This is a genomic window from Leptospira sp. GIMC2001, from assembly GCF_028462125.1.
Classification (GTDB): domain Bacteria; phylum Spirochaetota; class Leptospiria; order Leptospirales; family Leptospiraceae.
In genome coordinates this window covers 3,756,755-3,780,087 of the sequence record NZ_CP115468.1, presented here as the reverse complement: position 1 = coordinate 3,780,087, position 23,333 = coordinate 3,756,755, and the positions used below count along the sequence as shown (strand labels likewise).

Below are 23,333 nucleotides of genomic sequence, written 5' to 3'. Positions count from 1 at the left end.
TGTGGATTTTACAATGCATAAGCCTCTCTCGAAAAAGACTATTGATGTTCGTGGTTTAGAAAAATTTGGACCGATTTATATTAATCGAATTCGATTTTCTTTAGCTGGTTTTTATATTCTTGCTATAATCTCAACAATTGAAACCTCCACTACGCTCCAAACGACTGGTTATATGATTGGAACGATCTCTATGTTTGTCTATGGGGGAATTCAATACTTATTGATTCGTCAGAATAAATTAAGCATGAACATCGCTAAATTTTTTGTTCTATTAGATATAACTATAAGTTGTGCTGTGACAATTACTGGAGTGTTCGAAAGTCCTGAGATTGGTACGCAAATATTTAGAAATCCAGTTTTATTCATTTTGTACTTTTTCTATTTAGCTTATGCATCATTTTTATTTTCTCCCAATTTTGTTCTCGGTGCAGCTTACTATGCAGGCTTTCTTTTATCTTTGATGTGTGTGTTAGGCTATTATAAAGGGATTGTTTTTGAAGAAAGTATAGAGGCTTCTCAAGCTTTAGGTAAGACTAGCTATTCTGGAGAAATTCTCAAAATTCTCTTTATTATTGCAGGAGGATATATTATTCGCGCTGTGGTTCAGCTTCTAGTCAAAATGAAAGACGAAGCAAATGTTCGATATGAAACAGCAGAAAATGATCGATCCAAAATCGAAAGCGCTAATGCAAAGATCAAAGGTATCGGTGAGTTACTGGTTCAATCGGTCATCGAACTCAATCAATCAATCACCGAATTCAATGAACAACTTCAAGAACAGTCATCAAGTGTGGAAGAAATTTCTGGATCTATGGAAGAGTTTAGTTCTTCTGTAATTCATTCTGCCAATCATATAAAATCTCAATACAATAAAGTAGATGGAATTACCAAAGAGTCAGAGCGTCTCGAAGGAATACTTGGTGAGGTTTCTGGAACTGCAGAATTTATTCTGGATAGAATGGTGGAATCTCGAACCTCCGGGGAAATGGTATCAAGTTCTATCCGTGAGTTAGACGAAATTCTAAGAGAAATCAATCTTTCATTTAATAAAGTAAGCGAAGTAAATCAGATCATGTCAGAGATTGCGGATCGAACCAATTTGCTAGCTTTGAATGCTTCTATTGAAGCCGCGCGTGCGGGAGAGCATGGAAGAGGCTTTGCAGTGGTAGCTCAAGAAGTCGCAAAACTAGCAGAGAGTAGTGCTGAGAATGCTAGTACTATAGAGAAAATCATCAAGCAAGCCGGTGGCTTAATTCGAAAAGGAAGTAATTCAGCTTCAGAGACTTCGTCAAAAGTTACCGAACAACAATCTGGATATGTTGAACTCAATGTACAGGTAGACCGACTAACACAAAAAATTCGAGAACAGAAGCAGATTAATAACCAGATATTATTTTCGCTCAAAGAAATTAGAATTATTTCGCAGGAAATTGAATCCAATTCTAAGGAACAAACAGAAACATGCAATCACGTAACTAATGCGATTGGTTCTCTGGAAGGTGCCGTTTCTCATTTAGCTCAGAACTCAGAATCGATCAAAGAAACTATTGATCTGCTAGAAAATCAATCCCATGCCCTAGCAAATTGATATATTGTATTTATATTTTATGCGATTTGCATTATAAATACACACAGAAATAATTTTTTTCCCTTGAGATTCTCTTCAGTGGTCGGATATAGTGAACAAAAAGTTTATGCTATCCAAATCACATTTTTCAAGACAAGATCAAAGTAAAATATCCATCGAGGCCCTTCAAGAAATGGGGCCTGTATTTATTAACAGAATTCGCTTCACTCTAGTCGCTTTCTATTTAGTGGCTTTGTTGGGATCAATACATGGAATAACGGAAATTCAAATTTTGAGCTATTCTGTAGGAATCTCAGTCATGTTCAGTTATGGTTGTATGCAATGGTGGATGCTTAAGAACCACTCATTGAGTTCAAAGTGCGCTAAGTTTTTTCTCTTTCTAGATGTTACTGTATCATTTGCAGTTATTTTTTCGGGACTATTGGGTACAGCCGAAGCAGCTGCATTGCAAATCAAGAATCCAATTCTCTATCTTACCATCTATTTTGTTCTTATATATTCGGCTTTCTTATTCTCCGCAAGCTTGATTCTATACTTAACTGGGTATGCGGCTATTCTTCTTATAATGATTCTTGTATTCGGAGTGAGTCAAGGTGTAGAGCTTTCTGATTCACCTGGCATCGTGGAAAAAGCAAGAAGTGCGAGTCTATCTTTTGAGATTTTAAAAATTCTCTTCTTAATCGCAGCTGGATTTCTTATCAACAATGTGATCAAATTACTTGTTCGCATTAAGGATGAAGCACTAAACCTCAAAGAATCTGAGCGAGATAAAATTCGAGCCGAAAATGAAAGAGAAAGAATTCGTAGCATTGGAGAAATTTTCTCATGGACTGTTAAAGAATTCAATAAAGCAATTCAAGAGTTTAACTCTCAATTGGTGAACCAAGCAGCAAGCGTTGAAGAAATTTCTGCATCTATGGAAGAATTTTCAGCAAGTGTAGTTAGTTCAGAACAACATATCCGCGTTCAATACAATAAAATAGATAGTATTACTACTGAATCAGAGAAGTTGGAAGGAATTCTTGCTGATGTCTCACACGCAGCCGAATTTATTCTGGAAAGGATGATGGCTTCGAGAAGTTCAGGTGAGCTTGTATCAGATTCAATCAGAAGTCTAGATGAAATACTCCGAGAGATTGATCAGTCTTTCAATAAAGTGAGTGAAGTAAATCAGATTATGTCTGAGATCGCAGATAGAACTAATTTACTTGCTTTGAATGCTTCTATCGAAGCTGCACGAGCGGGTGAGCATGGACGAGGCTTTGCAGTAGTAGCTCAAGAAGTTGCAAAACTTGCAGACAGCAGTGCCGAGAACGCAAGTCAGATTGAAAAGATAATCAAGAAAGCAGCGGGCTTAATAAAAAAAGGAAGTGAGTCCGCTTCAGCAACATCTTCGCAAGTAACCATTCAACATTCTGGATATGCGGAATTGGGCGAACAGATTGACCGCTTGACGAAAAGAATTCGTGAACAAAAAGAAATCAACACAGAAATTCTCACTGATCTAAAAGCAATTCGTACAGTATCGCAAGAAATTGAATTGAATGCTCGGGAGCAAACATCGACGAGCGATCAAGTCACCAAGGCTATTGGTTCATTGGATACAGCTGTTTCAAATCTTGCTGCGAATTCACATATCCTGCAAGAAACAATCAATCAATTGGAAAACCAAGCTTCTTCCTTGTCTGTCTAATATACAAAAACAGGTCGGAAGGACTATGAACAAGACAAGTAAATCTAGCATTTTAGCGATTGTCGCTATATCAATTTGGATAGGAACCTTTTTGTCACCCATCCTAACTTGTGGTGATCAGAGATCGGGAAGTTTGTATCTTACAGCAGACCCAAGTGGCAAGACATCTCCAGCCATTGCTCAAGCGATAACACTTGAGAATGCTTTTCAAGAAGTTTTTGACAGAGTGAGTCCAAGTGTTGTATCTATTGCTACAGAGCGTACGGTAGATATAAGCAATAGACAGATTCCAATGGATCCTTTTTTCGAGCATTTTTTCGGAAGAAGACCTAATGGTCCTGGTGGTCAGCAAATGAAGCAGAAGCAAACAGGTTTAGGATCAGGACTCATCTTAAACGAAGAAGGCTATATCATGACAAATCACCATGTTGTTAAGGACATGGACAAACTCACTGTTAAATTAAAGAATCAGAAAACTTTTGAAGCCCAGCTCATAGGATCCGATGAATTGATGGATATTGCTTTATTGAAAATTAAAGCCGGCAAATCAGAGATAACTCCAATAGTACTTGGCAATAGCGAGAAAGTTCGAGTAGGTAACTGGGCAATTGCAATTGGAGCGCCACTTGGATTCGAACAATCTTTTACAGTTGGAGTAGTGAGTGCTATTCAAAGGGGTGGCATTGATGCTTCTGGACTAAGTTATATTCAGACAGATGCTGCGATTAACCAAGGAAATAGTGGCGGGCCGCTTTTGAATATCAATGGAGAAGTTGTTGGTATCAATCGAATGATAGCATCTCAGAGTGGAGGATCTGTTGGGATAGGTTTTGCTATACCAATAAATGAAGCGAAGCGCGTTGCTGAAGAACTTCGACAAAATGGAAAAGTCATTCGTCCATGGCTTGGCGTTGGTCTTGACAATGTCACCGAAGAAGATAAAGCACAACTAGGATTATCTTCACTCAATGGGGCGATTGTGCGACAAATCATAAAAGGATCACCAGCTGATCAGGCCGGTTTGCAGCTCAATGATGTGATTACAAAATATGAAGGGAATGATATAAAATCACCAGAAGAGCTTATCAACTATGTTCGTGCTTCTAAAATAGGAAAAAGAATAGAAATCAGATTCACTCGGAAGAAAAATGAGATTATTGCATCTATCATACCGAGAGAACGACCGAACTGAACTACGACGACATAGAAAATAATAGCGGTGCATCCGCCATCGCAAGAAACGGAGAGGATGATCCAAGTCTTCGACCACTTAAGCTGAATGACTTTGTTGGACAGAAACAACTTCTTTCCAATCTAGAAGTTTATATTGAATCAGCTCGTAAACGTGGCGTAGGTTTGGATCATGTTTTGATTTCTGGACCGCCTGGACTTGGCAAAACAACACTTGCAACTATCATTGCGAATGAAATGAACGTAGCGTTCACACCAACTTCAGCTCCAGCGATATCAAAAGGTGCTGACTTAGGAAAATTCTTAACACAACTTACAGAACGCGAAGTTTTTTTTATAGATGAGATACACGGCTTCCAAAAAAAATTAGAAGAATTGCTCTATCCAGCTATGGAAAATTTTATTTTGGATTTTGTTGCAGGCGAGGCAATGACTGCACAAGCAATTCAAATTCCTTTAAAGCCCTTTACTTTGGTTGGGGCAACGACTCGATCTGGGATTGTCAGCGAACCTCTTCGCAATCGATTTGGAATTCAGCTCAAGCTTGATTATTATACAGATGAAGAAATGGCAATTATTGTGGCAAGATCAGCCAGCATTCTAAAAATTCCTTTGGCAAAAGGAATTGATTATGAGATTGGAAAGAGATCGAGGAAGACACCACGAATTGCGAATCATTTATTGAAAAGAGTTAGAGATTTCACAGAAGTTGCGTCTGAGAAAACTATATCCGAAAAAATCTGTAAAATGGCTTTTGAAAGAATGGGAATTGATAGTTTGGGATTGGATGGGGTTGACAGGCAGATTCTAACAATCATCATAGATAGATTCAATGGTGGACCAGTTGGATTGAAACCAATTTCTGCAATTATTGGTGAAGAAGAAAGAACGATTGAAGATAATTATGAATCATTTCTTGTTCGTATAGGTTTGATTGATCGCACACCTCAGGGGCGCGTGGCAAGTAGGAAGGCATATGAGCATCTTGGATTGGACTACGGTAAAGAAGAAGCTACTCTCTTTTCAGTATAAAGAAGAAGAGGAGGGAGATTCACGTCTACTTCTGTCTGCAGCTTTTGTATTCTTAATTATATCTTTATTTGTAGGGCATCTCATAACCAGAAATCTTCTATGGAAAGTGCTAGGTTCGGAACCTGTATCCGAGCTCAAGATGCGTGAAGATCGCGAGAAAATCTATGAAGTGTTAGTTGAACAGCAGCATATAAACCCTGAAAAGAGGGACGAGTATAAAGCTCTCTCAGATCGAGATAGTGCTGGTGGTGGTGGATTGACGGAAGAGAAAGGCTTTCATACAAGTTCACCTTTTCGAGAATTTATATTCGGAACTACGAATCAACCTTCCAATAATCCAACACCTCAAGAAGAGAATATGAAAAAAGAAGAGGATGTATTTGAAGTTGGAATTTATAAATCTGATCCAGTAACCGTAGCTGCATTGCAACCGACTCCATCTAATCCAAGTCAGACGGGTCAGATGATGAAAATCCCATTCAATTATCGATTTCAGCAGGATTTTCTTTTTCGTTGGGATGGAAATCGTGCTATGACAGTTCCTACAAAGGAACTTGCTGGTTATCATTATTTTAAGAATATGCTCAAACAAATTGAAGGATCTTTTGCTCCGCCCGGTGGCGGAAACTTTGCCTATCGAGATATTGCTGGAACCGTTGTTCGTGAAGGAATCAAACCTGGAATGACGAAGGTACAATTCCTCTTAAACGATCAAGGTAAAGTTCTAGATGTTCGCCTTGTGAGTTCGCAAGGTCAAGAACTTGTTGATCGAGCCTGCATGGATTCTATACGAGGTCAAAACTTTGGCGTAGTTCCTGAAGAAGTGAAAGCAAAAGGTATGATTTTCGGAATAAATTTTATATTTCCTGGAATTTTTCGATAAACTCTTCCAGTTTTAATGTTTCAGCTGCTTAAGTTGATTTAGCTTAGAGCCTTTTTATGGATTAGATTTTTTTTGGTTTAATGTATATGGGTTTATTCTAATATTGATATGGATATTTTAATCTGATAGGTTGAGGAAGGAAATTGAATGGAAGAAGATATATCTCTAATTATTGGTTTGTTTAGTTGGACTTTTATCTTTGGCTTGATATTTCTATTTAGTTTTATTCTTTCCAAGAAGAAATTAAAAATCCAGATCAATCCTTCAACAGGTCGTCTAGAACTTTTTATTGGAAAGGATTTGGTCGGGGAAGTATCAACTTCTATTATTCAAGAAATTCGTTTATCACAATATACAATTAAGCATCAGAAGTCTTCGAACACGTATTACACATATTCGGTTGTCTTAGAAGAATCTACTTTAGGGAATTTAAAATCAAAATATCCGAAGTTTGATAAGATAGAAAAGGACTACGAAAAGATTGGATTTCTTATTGAGAAATCTGCAGATCAGATAAAAATTCGCGAGCGAGCGGAAGATCTGTCGAAATCAACGGGAATTCCCTTGCGAAATCGAGAAGGAGTTTTGCGACAAGCCAACGAACTTGACCTTCCTTATCATGAAACGATGAAAGGAAAAGTTGAAATGGACGATTTTCCTCCGCGTTACAGACCTGGTGATCTGTTTGAAATTTCTTTAGATGGAAGAGGTCTTACTTTAACGAGTCATGATAAAAGTTATCTTCTTTATATACCGATAGCCTTTTTACTTTTTATATCTTCTATGTTTTTTATCGCATCTGGAAGTTATGAACTATTTTATATCGATAATCCAGATATTATAAGTATCGTATTTGCATTTATCTTCAATTCGCATATAATCTTTGCCGTTTTGTTTTCCATCTATGTCGCTTTTAGAGTTCATTTTCCAAAGCCCTTGCGTATAGAAAAAGGAATATTAAAATATGGTTATATGAAAATTCCTATTTCCAAAATTGAAGAAGTAAGTTTTGCGGGTGTCTATGCAAAATTTTTAACTGATGAGAAATCGTACAAAATATTCTTACCATTTCTATGCCATTTGAAGAACTCAAAAGTCTGCTTCGATCTGATTCAAAAAGCTATATTATACCAAGGAATGCGATGATAAAAGAATTTATGATTGTTTAATTTAATCGAATAAAATATTTACATAAATTTCTTTCCTTTAAATTTTATTTGTGATCTGGCCTTTTTAATTTTTGTACAAGTTCTCGAAATTCATCTAAATTCAAGTCCTTCGGGGATTTTTGAAAATGGTATTTAGATGCGAAATAGATTCCGTTAAAACCTCGACCCCAATAAACCGTATTTAAATAGTACTCTAAAATTTCTTTCTTATTGAGGCTTCGTTCTAATGCTACTGCAATTCGAATTTCTGTTAGTTTACGTTTAATTGTCTTTTCCCGATTTAAAAAAAGAGTTCTAGCTAGTTGCTGCGTAATCGTACTTGCACCCCGTAATTTTTTTTCTAAGAAGAAATTATGAAATAAGGCAGAATGAATATCATATAAAGAATAGCCTTGATGATTATAGTATTTTTTATCTTCGATATTGATTAAGATAGTCTCAGAACCTTTTGGCAATTCGTAGATAGATACCCAATTGTCAGGAAGTTCTTTTGAATAAGATTGGTCTGGCAGGAATTTAATTGAATTTTCTTTGAAGAGAAAAAAAAGTTCCTCGGTTGTAAGTATATAAATGAGAGATATACTTGCGAAAAATGAAATAAATGCTAACGAAAAGATTCCGACTCGCTCAAGATTTGCGATCATAGATTAGAAAAATTTCATCTCCTTCTTTATTGCATGAAGTCAACTTCCAATCTGCTTTTTCATAACCAGGAATTTCAACATCACCATCAGCGATTGAAGGCAATGTCCGCTGACCAATAAGATAAGGCACAATAGTTAAATGAATGCGATTGACCAATCCTTGCCGAAAGAAGGAATAATTAAGCTTTGGTCCACCTTCCAGAAGTATTCTTTCATATCCAAGTCTGGATAGAATGCCCATAACTTTCTTAGGTTCGATATCGTCCGAATCCAATGCTTGAATATCGACTCGATTTCGTAGACTTTCTTCAATTTCTTTTTTGTTTTGCCGAGTGCAAATTACGAGCGGTGTATGATCTGATTCTTCAAAGATTCGTTTATCGGGTGTTAGGCTCCCACGTCTGATCAAAATCACAGGTCTTGGATTGATCGCATTTTCCACAAATCTCAATTTTACGAACGGATTATCATTTGTAATAGAATTCTTACCGACGATTAGAGCATCCGAATTGGAACGATAGATATCCATCTGTCTTTTATCTTTTTCGGTTGTCATTCCATGCCATTTGCCATCGGGGCGAGCTACCTTTCCGTCTAGAGTCATTGCCATATTTATCGCAAGGATTTGTTTCATTTTTCTGTCCTAATTGTCTTCAACTGTTTCTCCAAAATTCTAGTAATTGCACCGTAACAGGTTCCACATCCTGTAGAAGCGAGAGTTTTCTGAGAGATTTCCTCTACACTAGTCGCTCCATCTTTTATGCACTGTATGATTTCTTGTTCACTAACCTGTTTGCAAACACAAGTTTTTCTGGGTCTCATCAAAGAATATAAGTCAATTTCTTCCATACCCAGTTCCTTGTTAAAAATTAGCTTAACAGGTTAAACTAGCCACCTTTTTTTATCATAATCATTTGACATTTTCTAACTCATTCTTATAATTCTCCCATATACTGAATAAGGATAACTAGGTATTTTATGTCTCAGGAAGAAAAGAAGTCTCAGAAAAAACAGATATTTGGATGGTGCATGTTCGACTTTGCGAACTCTTCGTACACCACCGTTATCGTGAGCGTTATATATTGTAATATTTTTACAATGCTTGTTGTTCCTGGCGATCCTACATCAGAAACTCCTTTTGCCTATGGTAATCTACTTTGGTCAATTGCCCAAGCTATCGGTTATATTCTTGTGGTTTTTACCGCGCCGATTCTAGGTGCAATCACTGACTTTTCTCCAACTAAGAAGAAAGCTTTGATTATAACTTCATTTTTATGTATAATACCAACAGCTCTTCTATACTTTGTTGATCCAGGCATGATTTGGTTAGCAATGATCTTGGTAATCGTTTCATTTTTCAGTTTTACATCAACCGAGAATATCGTGTCTTCATTTTTGCCATTTTTAGGTGATAGGGAGACACTAGGTAAGATCTCGGGCTATGCTTGGGGTATTGGTTACTTTGGTGGACTGGGATCGGTCGCACTTGCGCAAACACTCGGTGATATAATTCCAGAAAATTACGATAACTTAAGATGGGTCGGTCCATATACTGCAATGTTCTTTTTTGTTGCAGCCATTCCCACTTTTCTTTTGTTAGATGAACCAAAGATAAAATCGATTCGCCCTCCTGGCTTTTCGTAGAGCTAGACTCAAAAACCGTTAGGAATTGAAAAAAGCGGAACCCGTCCATAATATAGTTTTGGACAACAAAATCATAAAGGGGTTCCACCAATGAAAAATAAAAACACAACCACATCGAATAGTCAATCGAATATTGATAGTTTTCGATCTTTTTTAAAATCAAACATAGAAACTGAAATCCGAAAAAAATCCTTAGAATTTATCCAAGAGATCATGGAAGAGGAAATCGAAGCCCTATGCGGAAAAAGATTTAGCCGTAAAGTAGAAGAAAGTCTAGCATATCGTGCAGGTTCAGAGAATGTTTTTGTTCCAATATTGGGTCAGAAACATAAAATCAAAAAACCAAGAGTCAGAAAATCTGGACAAGAAGTTTTACTAGAAAGCTATGCAAATTTAAAATCCGAAGCAGATCTTGGAGAAATTGTTTTCAAACTGATGGTATCTGGTCTAACGACACGGCGATTTAGAGAATGCTTGAAAGATGTATCTGAGCAACTTGGAGTTTCAAAATCAAAGATATCCAGAGAATTTGTAAATGCTTCTAGAGCACATTTTAACAAACTGAATACGAGAAAATTTCCAGGCAAAGAATTCTTTTCCATTTTCATTGATGGTATTCATGTAGCGGATGAAGTGATAGTAGTTGTATTAGGTGTAGATAAAGAAGGACACAAGCATTTTTTGTCGGTGGTACAAGGCTCAAGTGAACATTCTGAAATAGTATTATCTGCTTTAAGGAAACTACAAGATCGTGAAATTTCACTTACTGAACGGGTTTTGGTTGTCTCAGATGGTTCAAAAGGAATTGAGAAAGGCATTAAGCAATACTTTGGTGAAAACTATGATCACCAAAGGTGTATTTTACATAAAATGAGAAATATAAAAGCGTGCTTGCCCAAAGAATATCATGATGAATTTCAAATTGAATATAAAGCAATTTTCAATTTGAATGAATACTCGAAGGCTAAAGAATCTTTGAAAGCAATGGAACATTGGTTAGGGAATATCAGTGAAACAGCTAAGATGAGTCTGTTAGAAGGTCAAGACAATCTATTGACTTGTCATAGAATCCAATTACCAATCGAAATTCGAAAAACATTTCAATCAACGAATCCCATTGATTCAGCCTTTTCACATCCAAGATTTCAAATGAACCGAGTAAAAAGGTGGCGTAAAAATCGAGACATGACAACACGATGGACAGCAGCTCTCCTATATGCACAAGAGCTTCATTTCAGAAAAGTAAAAGGATACAAAGAAATAGAAAAATTTCTATCCAATTATTTAGCCAATAAAAAAGTAATTGAAGAAAACTTTACAGAGATGAATATATCTTTATCCGCCTAATTGATTTCTAACGGTTTTTGGGACAATCTCCTTTTCGTATTTAGGTCATGCTACGAATGTAGTTGTGAAAACTCTAAAAGATGCTTCTCAATTCAAAGATCTTATGATCTATTTAGTCGCGTTGTTTTTTGCAATGGCATCTCATGGAATTGTTATAGGATTTGCATTTATCTATGGCGAACAAGAAATAAAATTATCCTCTGAACAAGTTGCATTCATGTTTATATTTCTCCAAATTTCAGCTGCTATTGGTGCCTTTGCTTTTGGAGCATTGCAAGATGGTTATGGTGCTAAAAAAACATTTAATCTAACATTGATTCTATGGATAACAACTTGCATGTTAATTTACTTTGTGAATGATATTACATATTTTGCTGTATCATTAGGTCTGAAATGGACAACACAATGGGTTTTTATAGCAATTGCAATCTTAGCTGGATTGGGTATGGGTGCAACTCAGTCAGCAAGTAGAGCTATTGTCGGATTGTTCTCACCTCCAACCAAAACTGGAGAATTCTATGGATTATGGGGCTTGTCTGGTAAAGTAGCTTCTGCCTTAGGTCTATTGGCACTCGGCGGTCTACAAACAATTATGACTCTACGAAATTCATTCCTAATTGTTGCGCTGTTTTATTTCTTATCATTGCTTGTGAATTACTTTGTCGATGAGAAACGAGGAATTGAACAAGCTAAGGCATTCCAGGAACCGTCTAAGGGTTAACTAGGGGAATGAATTCTAATTAATATTAGAATCTATATTCATTATGAATTTTGATATGGAAGATGAATTTGAAACCCATCAGAGCCAAAGGATTTTGGCTCTGACTACCATAGACGAATTGACGAGTATCAAATTGGATCTTCTTGATGCTGGTAAGCAAACTCCTCGCTTTATTAATAATGCGATTTTCTATCTTAAGAAAAAATATGTAACCGATGAGAGAACAATTTCTCAGTTACTCATTCAGAAATAGTTTTTTTGAAAATTCCACACTTTGCGTTTTATTTTTATACATAGAATACCAAAAAAGATAGCATCCGCCTACAAAAGAAGTAAGAGCAAGACCGAATAACAGACCTTTGTCGTCCTGAACTTCAATTCCTAGAATAAAAATGTGGCTTGCGATCGCTCCTAGCATAATAAAAATAATCGAGAGGGCACCCAGAATTGATGTTTTTGGATTCCAAAGCAAAATTATAGCAATTAATTCAAAAATTCCTGATCCAATTCTGCCTATAGGTTCTAATCCCATTTTCTCAAAAATAAAAATAGACTCTTGCGCCCCAGTGAACTTGAAAAACAAAGTTTGGAGAATTATTAGAGAAGTAACTATCTTAAATATCCAATAAAATACATTTAGCATTCTTAGAAACCCCGCAAATTAAATACAAATCTAAAGAAATCCGACTCTAGATATTGATTTAATTCTCAAACTGAAGGTAAAGGTTACAAAAAGTCCATTTATTCGAAAATTTATCTTCTTTCTTTGAGTCCTGCGCGAACATAATTTCTTGTATGTGATCCAAAGGCTTTAAATAGTTCAGCTAAAGGTTTTTCAAAATTAATTAGAACTTGTTTGTGGTCCGATTTCAAAATCTGATAAATATTAGTTTTACCGTCATGACTATCATATGAATATGTCGGGTCATTCACATACAACGCTGGAACTTCTTCTGATATTAAGGAATCAATGATTTTAGATTTAGAATTTGATTCTTTTGCGACCGATTGAATCGAATAGAAGTAATCGACCTCTGGATATTTACTGTCATTATCAATTTGTTGAAAGGATTTAAAAAGAATATGATCAAAATCGGATTCACTGTGTATTTTGATCAATAAATTTCTTTGAATGTCTTCTAAAACCAAATGACGGTTTGATAAAAGCTGAATCATATCATCTTTGGATTGCGGAAATCCAATCATAGCAATTGTATTTTTCCATAGCATTCCACCAGTACTTGCATTTGGTGATACTGTTGAGTGATATGGTTGAGTTAGATCTTGAATATAATGTGAGCCCCATCCAAGAAATCTATGTCCCCAGTAATCATGACCTGATGCAAAAGCGAATTTGGCTAATTCCAAATATTGATAAGCACGAATATGCGGGTAGTTTTCTTTTAAAAAGCCTGCTAGTCCGAAGACTACAAAATTTTCATGAAAGAATCCGATATGAAAAGGTGTCTGACTTGAGAATTCTAATTTTGGATTTCCAAATGCTTGAACTCCAAATCCATAAATACCGCCATGTGAAGTTTCATTGTTTTCGAATAGACCAATATCTAATCCGAAGTCTGGTTCGTCGGTTGCTGTTGCTATAACATCGATTGGGTGAACAAAACTTCCAGGTTTTATTTCACATATTTTCACATTGTTCCAGAAAGAGTTATCATGAAATACGGTGACCTTATTGATATTCAGTCGATTGCAATTGCTTTGATTTTTGTTAGGTAATTGTTGAACATAGGATAGCGTTTTGAAATTAGGATTCACTCGGATTGAATTGAAGAATCTTTCTTTGATTGTCTTGCGATCGCCATTCGCAATAAATTTCAATTCATCGGGTCTATGCTTATAGGGAGATACATTAGCTTGCAGCCATTTTTCTTGTAACTCTAATAGTTCTGCAAGTTTGCTTTCTTCTTTGATGAGAAAATCTTCAAGCGATTCTACTTTGACTGGCTTGGAATCTTTTAATTCTTTCAGAGCTTGAAGCGCGGGATAACTACCTAAAGGATGTTCGCCCCAAGCGTACAGATTGTATGTTAGAAATATTCCTAGAAAGACAATAGTTTTTAGAATCATAGCCCTATATTAAATAGGGTCTATTTATATTCCAACATTTTTGTTACCATTCTTCTCTGATCTAGTTGAAGTCCGCGCAACCTTAGAGCTACAATCTTATCAACTTTACGAAGAATTTTTTTATATTGATGCATTATCAATTTCTGTTTCTCATAAGGTAACAGATTGTCCGCATTGTTCAATTCCATCTTTACATCTGGCTCATTATCCAAAATTGGTTTATCAGGCCATACAGTGTTGGAAGTCATGGATTGATAATATTCTAATTGAATATCCGAGTTGGAATCCGTACTAACTGTACCATCTTCATTGGTAACGCTGTTTTTAGGTGTTGGGTTTATCAAGCGGCGCATTTCTTTAGTGTATTGCTGACCTTCCGCATTCACTCTTCGAAACATTAGAACAATTTTATCTAGTTGGCTATAGTCTTCACTTGGGTAGATAAATCCAACGCCGTCGTATAAATAGATTTTTGGCCAATCAACATAAGACTGACCTTGGGGTAATGCAAATTGAATGTATGTTTTACCATCTTTGTCCGTTTTGAAAATATCAGTGTCAGTTGCTGGGATATCGGTGAGATAGATAGCACTCTGCTTCTCCACTCCCATATCCCGTAATTTTTTAATTTCTTGAAGGTTAGTAGAAATCGATTCATGCAAAGTATCAATTTCTACATCCGAGAAACCAGATTTTCTCTGCGCATCAATCTGTTTCTCTGTTTCCCTTTCTTTATAAGTCATCGCTTTGGTTTTTTCTGAATATACGGAATGAACCAATATAGTTAATGATGCTAGAATTATAAGTATGAATTTAATTGCGGATTTCATAGAATACCCCTGCTTTCTATTATCGAAACCGCCTTGGTCGGTCTTTAAGTTGACCATTCGGTTTTTATAAATTTCAACAAATCATCAACAGCTTCTCTTGCCGAAGGAATAAAATCGCCCATATTAAAATATCCATGCACCATTCCTGGGAAATCGGAATACGTGACTTTTACACCAGATTTACTTAATTTTTGAACTAGTTCTTTGTCCTCGTCAGACAGTGGATCAAATCCTGCCGTTGAGACATAACAATTGGGAAATCCTACAAAATTGTCTGCTTGCAATGGACTAGCTAGCGGGTTTAATCTGTCTGATTCTTTTGAGCAATAGTTAGAACGAAACCAGCGCAGTAAATTTCGAGTAAGTAAGAAGCCATCACTGAATGTTTGGTAGGAAGGGTATTCGCGAGACATTTCAGCAACTGGATAAATGAGTCCAAGAAAATTCGGTAAAATTTGTCCTTCATTTTTCAATTTTAATGATGTAGCAAGCGCTAAGTTACCGCCGGCGCTATCTCCTACTATTGCAATCTTCTCAGGATTGCCTCCCAATCGATATGCATTGTTTTTGACCCATTGGTATGCTCTATAACAATCTTCTAATGGAGTTGGAAAAGGAAATTCAGGTGCTCGACGATAATCAACTGAAAAAACCATACAAGGTGTACGGTGAGCGAGATAGCGGCAGATATTGTCATAAGTATCAATATCACCAACAACATGACCACCGCCATGTAAATAAACTATAATAGGATGCTTATCTCGTGTTGGATCTGAGTTATAAATTCTAATTTTAAAAGAGTCACCTAATCCACCTATTACGGTCGTTTCAACTTTTGGAAGAGCATTCGGGGACTGCATAAGGATCGCCATTGATTGGGCAAAAATTTTTCTTGCTTTGGTTGGCTTATAGTTCTCTATTTTCGGATTGAATCGACTGAGTTTGCAGACAATTTGCATATCTATGTCGAGCTCTTTGCCTTGGATTTTGATGAGTTCGCCTCCAGCTATTTTCAATTTCCATGAATACGGGAGCGCAAGGACAAGCTTTAAAAAAAAACGTTGAATTCCGACCATACAACCCTCTATCTTTGCTGTTTATTTCTGATTCACTATCTCTGTCAATTTTTTGTGAATTAGATAAAGAGCATATGTATCCATTTTACAGTACTCCCTTAGTCTATTCCAGATGATTTTCTTGACTTCCAAATTTTCTTCGCCAGTTCTTATCAATTTCAAATACTCAAGATTAGCTGCATGACCATTTTGTATATCAAGGTGACTATGTGAAGCTCCAGTCAATGCAGGTAAAATATCTTTGAGCGAGGCACTGCCATGTTGATCTGGACTATAGTAATCAAGAGACTTAAATGGAATAGCAGCATCTAAGAAAAAAGAACGAATAGATTCAAACCAGCTCTTATATTCAGGATAAGCTTGAGTCGATTCTTGTAAGCAACGCTTTTCGAAGAAATCGTTGAAGCAGAGAATTGTTCCTCCTGGCTCAATGATTTTTGAAAGTTGTTTTAGAATTCCAGGACGAGGATCATTGAAATCTTCTTGAATATAGTCAAAGTGTTCAGGTTCAGTAGAAAAATCACCGTTCCATTTATGCAAAGAAAATAAAAATGGAATATGTTGGTAAGGTTTTGATTTTTGATAGAATGGAATCTGAGGATTGATTGTTTCGAAATCCAAATAGTAAATTGGAAATTTCAATCGATCCAAAAATAAAGAAATATTATTCGTATCTTGGTGAGGAAGATTAGATCTAGATGTAGCAATCTGAATTTTTTGTTTATCCGAGAGTTCTGTATTATCAGGAATATCTTTGAGATGAAAGATACCACTATGATACAAATCAACTGCAGTTTTCGCTGACTCTCTTAGAGTAAAGATGTCACCAGAATCTAAATTAGGAAAACACAATTCCGTATAAGAGCACACCTTATAACTCTGGCATTGAGATTTCGGTGTAGAAACTTCTTGACCATCTCGAATTTGACGAATTTGGTTTATCAACAATTCAATAGTTTCTGAGTGCTTCAACAACTTATCAGAGAAATCTTTTGTAATAAAAAAATTACTCAGATCCAAATCTCCATCCAATTCATATTCCGAATTGATTTTTATTCCCATATAACGATTTATTTTAATATTCTCAAATTCTAAAACTTTCTTATGATAAGCAAAGCTCAATTCGAAATCACGCTTAGTATTTATTGATGTGCTAATTTCCCATACATCGTATACGCCATCGCCTATATGAATTAGCATATCAGGAGATGATATCAGATCTTCATAAATTAGAACAGGATGGAATATTGTTTTGAATAGTTCTAGATTTCTTCTAGTTTCAATCGCGGCTAATTGTATATCTCCATACTTTGGAATATGAATTCCTTCGGGATATTGAGAACAGGCTAGCGCACGAACACGATCATTCTCTAAACCAAAATTCTCTTCGAATGATTTTACCTTTCTCTGATCTTTATACAACAAATTGAATCTAAATAGATTCTCACATCGATTCAAATTTAACAATTTAGATTTAGTTATAAATCGAAAAGATGGTTTAGGATCTGTCATGCAGTCTTATGAAGCGATGAAATCTTATTCAAATACAGTTCATATTCATCTCTCACCGATTTTGGCTCTAAACCTAGAATGATATTTTCGTTTTTTAGAAGAAATGCAAATATCGCTTTAGAATTTGTAGATTTGAAACTGATTATATTTTGTTTGGATTGGAAATCGACTGAATTCAAATAGTCTTTTAATAGATCAGCATATGATTCTTGGATCTTAATTTCAATTTCTATTGGATCATGAAAAGGAAACATCAATGGATGAAAATTTTGAAAAGGTTTCTTTGTTGCATGATTTTTAAAAAAATTGGTTTCTAATTTTATAATTTTTGTTATACAAGGAATTAAGAAATTCCTATAGTCTAGCTTTTCTCTATCAAATGCATAAAGGTAGAAATCCTGAGAATTTTTTCGAATCAATTGAACTGGATCTATTTCTCGCATAACAGGAATTCCATATTTTCTTTCATATTGAATCTTGATCGGGATTTTGGATTTTATAGAATACAATATGGTTTCAGTGATTGTATCATTTTGAGAATCATCTTCTTCTGATTCCGAAACTTTGGAAGATAAATTTTGTTTATGATTTGTCCAAATTTTTTTATGGAACTCTGTATGAATCTTGGTATTCCCACCGAATACTTTTTGTGCAAGTGATTTGATTTCGAAATCGTTTGCAGATTTGAAATTGCCACCTTCTTGCATGGCCTTTGAAATCAACGCCATAGATAGAGATTCCAATTCTTCATGGCTAAATTGTAATTTTGATTCAGGAGTATCCCCGTCTACATGGTAGGTATTGGTCTCTCGGTGGAAATAAGCAGGAAATCCAAGCTTACTGAGTTCTTCCATATCTCTATGTAATTTTTTCTGATCAGATTCCTGATTTTCATTGTTGTAATGATCTGGAATATAAGAACGAATCCGTTGGTAAGTAAGTCCTTGAGGATATTTCAAAAGTGTAAATAATAATGTAATTAGCCTAGATTCCGTATCATTGATTGGGTAGGGATCTATGCCTAGTTCGATGTCCTCTTGCATATTCTATTTTTTTCCTTGCAGACCTTGTCTAGCAAGCGTTTTTAGAATGTAAATGCACCGAATTCATATCGCACTTATTCTGATTTTTATTACACAATGTGCCTCTTACAGGGAAAACCGTCGAAAAGATTTGCAAGATATCGTCCAATTTGGTTTGGAAACACCTGTTTATGGCGTTGGAGTCCGAGTTGGTCCTCTACCTTTAGGTATATATTTTGCAGGTGGAGAGAGTGAACTTGGTAAACGAGATTTAGGTTCTGGAATTGGTCTTCGGGGTGGAGATTTTGGAAAATACCGCACTCAGCAATTGGTCTTCGGATTTCTAGGTGGTGAGTTTTTTTATTCAGGTGAGCCAATCCGGAACGATGAAGGTAAATTACAGACGGACGAGAATGGGATTCCGCTACTTCTAGATGAGAGGGCTAACAAGAAAAGTTATAAGATGAGATATTTTTCATTCTTAAATGATCCGGTTGAAGACAGGAAGAAACGTAAGAAGGAAAAGTTTCAAAAAAAGATGGTTGAGAATATCTTGGGCGATGATGCGGACGAATCAATTCGAGCCTATCTTCCAAAAGAAAAAGAAAAACCGTTTGGATATCCTGCTAACTACATTTGGCAAATTGATGTATTCATTGGTGCCTATGGTGGTGCTCGAGTCGGTGTAAATCTTGCCGAGGTCTTTGATTTTATGATCGGCTTAACGACAATAGATATACTGAATGATGACGTAGAATCTTCCGAGTAGTCTATTTCGACTAGTGCCTGTTTGATTTTGCATCTTATATATATTTTATCGAATGAGGGTTTTAAATATGGATGAGGTTATACCAGCCTTTCGCAACCTATCTAAAGACGTTGATATTATGTGGCTCATCATAGCCGCAGCATTGGTATTTTTTATGCAGGCTGGATTTCTATTGCTTGAAACCGGTTTGGTAAGATCCAAGAATTCCATCAATGTCGCAATCAAAAACATAATCGATTATATAGTAGGTTCAGTTTGCTTTTTTATTATAGGTTTTGGCTTGATGTTCGGCTCGAGTTTTAAAGGCTATTTCGGAGATGATACCTTTTTGTTGGAAGGAATGGCAGGCGGTAAAGAATTTGCATTCTTTCTTTATCAAGTTACTTTTATGGGAACTGCGGCTACTATCGTATCAGGTGCGGTTGCAGAAAGAATAAGATTCAATGCTTATGTAGTTTGTTCTATGTTTGTGTCCATCTTGATCTATCCAATTTTTGGTCACTGGGCTTGGGGCGGTGGATGGCTTGGTGCAATTGGATTTTACGACTTTGCTGGAAGCACTGTAGTTCACTCTGTTGGAGCCTGGGTTGCATTAGCAGGTGTTATAGTTCTTGGACCCAGAGCCAATCGCTTCGATGAAGCAGGAAAACCTCGTGAATTATCTGGCCACAATCTTCCAATCGCTGTACTCGGAGCATTCATTCTCTGGTTTGGATGGTTCGGATTCAATGGTGGAAGTACATTATCATTCAACGATTCGATTCCACTAATCATTGTTAATACAACAATTTCAGCCTGCGGAGGAGGATTCGCAGCTATACTTTTCTCATATATCCAAAAAGGAATTCCAAGCGTGGAGGGAACTATCAATGGAGTTTTGGGTGGATTGGTAGGTATTACAGCCTGTTGCTCAATCGTCAACCCTTCCCAAGCATTGATCATAGGGTTTATAGCTGGGCTAATAGTACAAGTTGTAACCTATGCGATGGAGAACTGGTTGCATTTAGATGATGTTGTCGGAGCATTTCCAGTTCATGGAGCCGCAGGAATCTGGGGAACGATTGCAGTTAGTTTATTTTCTATCGATCCATCTCTTCGAGGATTCGAGCAATTTAAAATTCAATTAATTGGAGTAGTTACTTGCGGAGCTTGGTCTTTTGGTTTGGGTATCATTTTGTTTTCTGTATTGAAATTTGCCACCAAACTACGAGTATCTGCTGAAGACGAAGAACGTGGTCTCAACGAATCTGAGCACGGATCCAAAACAGTCTGGCTTGATCTCATGAACACAATGAACTATATTGAAAAATCTAAAGACCTAAGATTAAAACTAGTCATTGATCGGGGATCAGAATCGGGAGTGATAGCGGAATATTTCAATAGATTGATATTTAGTCTAGCACAGATCATCGGCATCGTCAAAGTAAATTCTGATAGTATTGAACGTGGATCCAAGCAATTGGATCAAGCCACAGCAACAATCCTACGGGGAATCACGGAACAACAAGAGAAGAACAATCTTATCCAAGGACTTTTCTATAAACTTGAGGCATCTCTGGAAATGGTTATGGATAAAGCGGATGCGCAGAACATTGTGTCCAACCGAGTTCTCAATCTCTCTGGAGAGCTCGCAACCCAGATTCAGATTATCGAAAAAGATATTCATTCATCTAATAAGATCGTTTCAGAAATAGACGGGTTAGCATCGGAAGGCGAGAAGATTCTGCAAAAGACTGGTTCTAGCATGGAAGGAATGAACCAGTCTGCAAAAAAAGTGGAAGAGATTGTCCTAGGATTACAAAAAATCGCAGATCAACTCGGAATGCTGTCCATCAATGCAGCCATTGAATCTGCTCGAGGTGGTGAAGAAAGTGCTGGCTTTACGATTGTAGCTGAGAATATATCAAAGCTTTCTGAGAAGACTGGTTCAAATGCGAAGCAAGCTTCCATGTATCTTCGAGAAATCTGGGATACGATTCATAAATCAACGGAATCCATCCGAGAGACGAGTCAGTCCTTTCATCAAATTTTGCAGAAGCTACCTGATTTGACAAGGTATATGGAAAAAGTGGTTGAATCGGTAACTGAGTATTCGTCAAAAACGGACACGATCCACCAATCAATCGGAGAAGTTCAAGATACAAGCGAATTAGTAGCTAATGATATTAAAATTCGTTTCGAAGAACTCCATCATATGCATCAGCTATTTGATGATATAAAACTCAACACGGAAAGTATGGTGAATCAATTACAAGAATTGGATTCTATGAGTGGCGTCTTAAGTCAAGACTCAATCAATATGCATAGAATTGTAGATACGTTCCAAGTCAATCCAGCGTAATCATAGGAATTTCTAGCAGCCCTTTTCTGAACATTTTGAACGGATAAACAATATCTAAAATAGATCAGAAATCAAAGTGTCAATTTTTTTCTGGATAGGGTCATAGTCTTCCACATTGGATTTATCTCCGACGGGAATGGAAACCATCTGATGTGTCGAATCTATTAGAACGATCACTTCATCTAATTTGAAACCATATTTAGGAAGAAACATAACTTTTTTAGCAGTAGGAAAAACAAAGGATTTCGAATCTAACAGTATAGTTGTTAATGTTTTAATCTGGCCTGATGTCAAATCCTTTCCTTTTTCAAGAATTGGGTAACCTGCCAATAATTTACCAGAATCAGATTTTTTAGAACCTACTTTATAGCTTTCACCAGTTTTTGCTTTTTTAAGAGCAGCCATAGTTTCCTTACCAATATACTCTTCTACATTTTTTGGAAAGCTCATTGCTTCCTCTCCTTGTTGCGATTTGTTCGGAATCAGACTTGGTTTATTGGTAGGTTGCTTCGATGTACAAGCGACACTGGACAATAATATAATAAAGGATAAAGCTAGATATTTCATAATAATCTCCTATTTAAGTGGATCGACAAGTATTTCCCAATCTTCTGAATTGTCGTCATAGATCCATAACATTCTCTGTTCTATGCTTAGACAGTAATAAGATTCATCTTCTGGGCTTTCAAGATAAATCATGTCGTCTTCTTTCTCATATTGTTTTAGATTGTAATCAACGCCTTCCCAAGTAAGAATCCATTTTTTTGCGGATTTTTGAACTAATTTACCTTCTTTGAACTTAAAACTATTTTTATTACTAGATGAGTTTGTCGGAGAAGGTGGCGGACTTGGAATATTAGAAGTGGTTGTACTTACTGCAACGGAAGATGTTCCTCCATCAACAAGATTGAATGCCTGGTATTGAGGATCTTGCCTTGCATCAGTTCCTTTGCCAATTACTTTGGTTGCAGTATTCATTATATTTGTCCACTTAGGAAGACTTGTGGATCTTGTTGCTGTCTTTAGCGCTGCAAGAAAGTTCAAAGTGAACGCTCCACCTTTTTCCAAAGCATAAGAAAGCTGTTCAGGTTTGGAAGAAGAGCTAATGATTCCTCCTTTGCTATTCAGGAAAAGTGCTTTGTAGTTAACGGATTCATTTGAATTGGTAGATCGCGGTGCGACGTGTGGAGAATCTTCATCCATTTCTATGAGTTCATTGCACACATCAGCCATGACGATTTGAAATCTAGGTTTTTTACTTGCAATAGTTTGGTAAACTTTATTTAAATCTAGGCCGTCATCTGATTCAGCGTGATAGACCAAAGGCCATTTGGTTTTTGTTTTTTGAGTTCGGTAACCATGTGCGGAGAAATAGACAAAAACCATATCATTTGCGGAGGGTTTTAAATTATTAATGGCATTATTATTATTTTTTAAAGTAAACTGTTTACCTTCGTAATAGGTAAGCTTGAGGGTCATACCTGTCTCACTTGCAATTTTTTTTACAAGATCACGCATGAGCGCACCATCCTTTTTGACACTCCGACCAATAGATTCGTCGTTGCTATCAACTGAAATCAGCGCATGAAGTGTCTGGGAAAAAATCGGACTCTGAAAAAAACAAATTAGAAAAATAAATAGAACCCAACGAATCATTTATTGCCTACTCTAAAATACAGAATGCTCTATATCAGATAGGTTCGTTTTTATTAGCAATCAAATTTACATTTTTGAAATAAATAATTTCAGAAAAAAATGTAAAAACTATAATATATTCTAATTT

At 36.3% G+C, this 23,333-nt stretch carries 22 protein-coding genes and 1 pseudogene; 12 read left to right on the top strand and 11 right to left on the bottom strand.

Annotated features, from left to right (window positions below):
• Nucleotides 1-13 precede the first annotated feature (13 nt).
• The 6 genes from O4O04_RS18720 (at nucleotide 14) to O4O04_RS18695 (ending at nucleotide 7,533) form a co-directional block, all read left to right on the top strand.
• On the top strand, nucleotides 14-1,588 hold the full coding sequence (locus tag O4O04_RS18720; protein ID WP_272533388.1) for a methyl-accepting chemotaxis protein: 1,575 nt from the start codon (nucleotides 14-16) through the stop codon (nucleotides 1,586-1,588).
• Between the two features lie 91 nt (nucleotides 1,589-1,679).
• Nucleotides 1,680-3,281 carry a methyl-accepting chemotaxis protein gene (locus O4O04_RS18715; protein WP_272533387.1) on the top strand — a complete coding sequence of 534 codons (1,602 nt, stop codon included), beginning with the start codon at nucleotides 1,680-1,682 and terminating at the stop codon, nucleotides 3,279-3,281.
• A 25-nt stretch (nucleotides 3,282-3,306) separates the two neighbouring features.
• Entirely contained in the window at nucleotides 3,307-4,473 is a 1,167-nt protein-coding gene (locus O4O04_RS18710; protein WP_272533386.1) for a trypsin-like peptidase domain-containing protein, read from the top strand.
• 38 nt (nucleotides 4,474-4,511) lie between these two features.
• Nucleotides 4,512-5,504, top strand: coding sequence for a Holliday junction branch migration DNA helicase RuvB (ruvB, locus tag O4O04_RS18705; protein ID WP_272536147.1), 993 nt, complete (start codon nucleotides 4,512-4,514; stop codon nucleotides 5,502-5,504).
• Complete coding sequence (locus O4O04_RS18700; protein ID WP_272533385.1) at nucleotides 5,449-6,387, top strand: energy transducer TonB; 939 nt, start codon at nucleotides 5,449-5,451, stop codon at nucleotides 6,385-6,387. The genes ruvB and O4O04_RS18700 overlap by 56 nt, the downstream gene beginning before the upstream one ends.
• Nucleotides 6,388-6,534: 147 nt before the next feature.
• The gene (locus O4O04_RS18695) at nucleotides 6,535-7,533 is read left to right on the top strand and encodes a hypothetical protein (RefSeq protein WP_272533384.1); all 999 of its coding nucleotides are present in this window, start codon (nucleotides 6,535-6,537) and stop codon (nucleotides 7,531-7,533) included.
• A 67-nt stretch (nucleotides 7,534-7,600) separates the two neighbouring features.
• Here O4O04_RS18695 and O4O04_RS18690 read toward each other — a convergent pair whose 3' ends face one another.
• The 3 genes from O4O04_RS18690 to O4O04_RS18680 are packed head-to-tail and all read right to left on the bottom strand — an operon-like array spanning nucleotide 7,601 to nucleotide 9,049.
• On the bottom strand, nucleotides 7,601-8,200 hold the full coding sequence (locus O4O04_RS18690) for a biosynthetic peptidoglycan transglycosylase (RefSeq protein WP_272533382.1): 600 nt from the start codon (nucleotides 8,198-8,200) through the stop codon (nucleotides 7,601-7,603).
• Nucleotides 8,184-8,834 (bottom strand): RibD family protein, encoded by a 651-nt coding sequence (locus O4O04_RS18685; protein ID WP_272533381.1) that lies wholly within the window; start codon nucleotides 8,832-8,834, stop codon nucleotides 8,184-8,186. The genes O4O04_RS18690 and O4O04_RS18685 overlap by 17 nt, the downstream gene beginning before the upstream one ends.
• Nucleotides 8,831-9,049: a (2Fe-2S)-binding protein gene (locus O4O04_RS18680; protein ID WP_272533380.1), complete on the bottom strand. Its 219-nt coding sequence runs from the start codon at nucleotides 9,047-9,049 to the stop codon at nucleotides 8,831-8,833. The genes O4O04_RS18685 and O4O04_RS18680 overlap by 4 nt, the downstream gene beginning before the upstream one ends.
• A 129-nt stretch (nucleotides 9,050-9,178) precedes the next feature.
• Between O4O04_RS18680 and O4O04_RS18675 the strand changes: the two are divergent.
• The 4 genes and pseudogenes from O4O04_RS18675 to O4O04_RS18660 all read left to right on the top strand — a co-directional run.
• Nucleotides 9,179-9,814: pseudogene (locus tag O4O04_RS18675) on the top strand (MFS transporter); the annotation flags it as partial.
• A gap of 120 nt (nucleotides 9,815-9,934) precedes the next feature.
• On the top strand, nucleotides 9,935-11,191 hold the full coding sequence (locus O4O04_RS18670) for an IS256 family transposase (RefSeq protein WP_272532316.1): 1,257 nt from the start codon (nucleotides 9,935-9,937) through the stop codon (nucleotides 11,189-11,191).
• A 25-nt stretch (nucleotides 11,192-11,216) separates the two neighbouring features.
• On the top strand, nucleotides 11,217-11,912 hold the full coding sequence (locus O4O04_RS18665; protein WP_272536146.1) for an MFS transporter: 696 nt from the start codon (nucleotides 11,217-11,219) through the stop codon (nucleotides 11,910-11,912).
• A gap of 43 nt (nucleotides 11,913-11,955) precedes the next feature.
• Nucleotides 11,956-12,165, top strand: coding sequence for a hypothetical protein (locus O4O04_RS18660; RefSeq protein ID WP_272533379.1), 210 nt, complete (start codon nucleotides 11,956-11,958; stop codon nucleotides 12,163-12,165).
• Here O4O04_RS18660 and O4O04_RS18655 read toward each other — a convergent pair.
• The 6 genes from O4O04_RS18655 to O4O04_RS18630 all read right to left on the bottom strand — a co-directional run bounded on the left by O4O04_RS18655 (nucleotide 12,148) and on the right by O4O04_RS18630 (nucleotide 18,461).
• A complete protein-coding gene (locus O4O04_RS18655) occupies nucleotides 12,148-12,555 on the bottom strand; it encodes a DoxX family protein (RefSeq protein ID WP_272533378.1) in 408 nt (135 codons plus the stop codon). The genes O4O04_RS18660 and O4O04_RS18655 overlap by 18 nt on opposite strands.
• Nucleotides 12,556-12,665: 110 nt before the next feature.
• Nucleotides 12,666-14,000 (bottom strand): phospholipase C/P1 nuclease family protein, encoded by a 1,335-nt coding sequence (locus O4O04_RS18650; protein WP_272533377.1) that lies wholly within the window; start codon nucleotides 13,998-14,000, stop codon nucleotides 12,666-12,668.
• Nucleotides 14,001-14,020: 20 nt separating this feature from the next.
• Nucleotides 14,021-14,830 (bottom strand): LIC13212 family protein, encoded by an 810-nt coding sequence (locus tag O4O04_RS18645; protein ID WP_272533376.1) that lies wholly within the window; start codon nucleotides 14,828-14,830, stop codon nucleotides 14,021-14,023.
• 44 nt (nucleotides 14,831-14,874) lie between these two features.
• On the bottom strand, nucleotides 14,875-15,846 hold the full coding sequence (locus O4O04_RS18640; protein WP_272533375.1) for an alpha/beta hydrolase: 972 nt from the start codon (nucleotides 15,844-15,846) through the stop codon (nucleotides 14,875-14,877).
• Nucleotides 15,847-15,927: 81 nt separating this feature from the next.
• Nucleotides 15,928-17,418, bottom strand: a complete 1,491-nt coding sequence (locus O4O04_RS18635) for a DUF2779 domain-containing protein (protein ID WP_272533374.1) — start codon at nucleotides 17,416-17,418, stop codon at nucleotides 15,928-15,930.
• Nucleotides 17,415-18,461: a helix-turn-helix transcriptional regulator gene (locus O4O04_RS18630; RefSeq protein WP_272533373.1), complete on the bottom strand. Its 1,047-nt coding sequence runs from the start codon at nucleotides 18,459-18,461 to the stop codon at nucleotides 17,415-17,417. The genes O4O04_RS18635 and O4O04_RS18630 overlap by 4 nt, the downstream gene beginning before the upstream one ends.
• A 52-nt stretch (nucleotides 18,462-18,513) precedes the next feature.
• Between O4O04_RS18630 and O4O04_RS18625 the strand changes: the two genes are divergently transcribed.
• Nucleotides 18,514-19,209, top strand: coding sequence for an LIC13411 family adhesin (locus O4O04_RS18625; protein WP_442915916.1), 696 nt, complete (start codon nucleotides 18,514-18,516; stop codon nucleotides 19,207-19,209).
• Nucleotides 19,210-19,276: 67 nt separating this feature from the next.
• A complete protein-coding gene (gene amt, locus O4O04_RS18620) occupies nucleotides 19,277-21,550 on the top strand; it encodes an ammonium transporter (protein WP_272533371.1) in 2,274 nt (757 codons plus the stop codon).
• A gap of 54 nt (nucleotides 21,551-21,604) precedes the next feature.
• Here amt and O4O04_RS18615 read toward each other — a convergent pair whose 3' ends face one another.
• Nucleotides 21,605-22,117: a hypothetical protein gene (locus O4O04_RS18615; protein ID WP_272533370.1), complete on the bottom strand. Its 513-nt coding sequence runs from the start codon at nucleotides 22,115-22,117 to the stop codon at nucleotides 21,605-21,607.
• Between the two features lie 9 nt (nucleotides 22,118-22,126).
• Nucleotides 22,127-23,206 carry a caspase family protein gene (locus O4O04_RS18610; RefSeq protein WP_272533369.1) on the bottom strand — a complete coding sequence of 360 codons (1,080 nt, stop codon included), beginning with the start codon at nucleotides 23,204-23,206 and terminating at the stop codon, nucleotides 22,127-22,129.
• Nucleotides 23,207-23,333: the final 127 nt, after the last annotated feature.

Coding starts and splice junctions, on each gene's coding strand:
- amt (WP_272533371.1), top strand. CDS start 19,277: ATGGATGAGGTTATACCAGCCTTTCGCAACCTATCTAAAGACGTTGAT.
- O4O04_RS18685 (WP_272533381.1), bottom strand. CDS start 8,834: ATGAAACAAATCCTTGCGATAAATATGGCAATGACTCTAGACGGAAAG.
- O4O04_RS18695 (WP_272533384.1), top strand. CDS start 6,535: ATGGAAGAAGATATATCTCTAATTATTGGTTTGTTTAGTTGGACTTTT.
- O4O04_RS18625 (WP_442915916.1), top strand. CDS start 18,514: ATGCACCGAATTCATATCGCACTTATTCTGATTTTTATTACACAATGT.
- O4O04_RS18720 (WP_272533388.1), top strand. CDS start 14: ATGCATAAGCCTCTCTCGAAAAAGACTATTGATGTTCGTGGTTTAGAA.
- O4O04_RS18650 (WP_272533377.1), bottom strand. CDS start 14,000: ATGATTCTAAAAACTATTGTCTTTCTAGGAATATTTCTAACATACAAT.
- O4O04_RS18690 (WP_272533382.1), bottom strand. CDS start 8,200: ATGATCGCAAATCTTGAGCGAGTCGGAATCTTTTCGTTAGCATTTATT.
- O4O04_RS18655 (WP_272533378.1), bottom strand. CDS start 12,555: ATGCTAAATGTATTTTATTGGATATTTAAGATAGTTACTTCTCTAATA.
- O4O04_RS18680 (WP_272533380.1), bottom strand. CDS start 9,049: ATGGAAGAAATTGACTTATATTCTTTGATGAGACCCAGAAAAACTTGT.
- O4O04_RS18645 (WP_272533376.1), bottom strand. CDS start 14,830: ATGAAATCCGCAATTAAATTCATACTTATAATTCTAGCATCATTAACT.
- O4O04_RS18635 (WP_272533374.1), bottom strand. CDS start 17,418: ATGACAGATCCTAAACCATCTTTTCGATTTATAACTAAATCTAAATTG.
- O4O04_RS18630 (WP_272533373.1), bottom strand. CDS start 18,461: ATGCAAGAGGACATCGAACTAGGCATAGATCCCTACCCAATCAATGAT.
- O4O04_RS18670 (WP_272532316.1), top strand. CDS start 9,935: ATGAAAAATAAAAACACAACCACATCGAATAGTCAATCGAATATTGAT.
- O4O04_RS18615 (WP_272533370.1), bottom strand. CDS start 22,117: ATGAAATATCTAGCTTTATCCTTTATTATATTATTGTCCAGTGTCGCT.
- O4O04_RS18700 (WP_272533385.1), top strand. CDS start 5,449: ATGAGCATCTTGGATTGGACTACGGTAAAGAAGAAGCTACTCTCTTTT.
- O4O04_RS18710 (WP_272533386.1), top strand. CDS start 3,307: ATGAACAAGACAAGTAAATCTAGCATTTTAGCGATTGTCGCTATATCA.
- O4O04_RS18660 (WP_272533379.1), top strand. CDS start 11,956: ATGAATTTTGATATGGAAGATGAATTTGAAACCCATCAGAGCCAAAGG.
- O4O04_RS18610 (WP_272533369.1), bottom strand. CDS start 23,206: ATGATTCGTTGGGTTCTATTTATTTTTCTAATTTGTTTTTTTCAGAGT.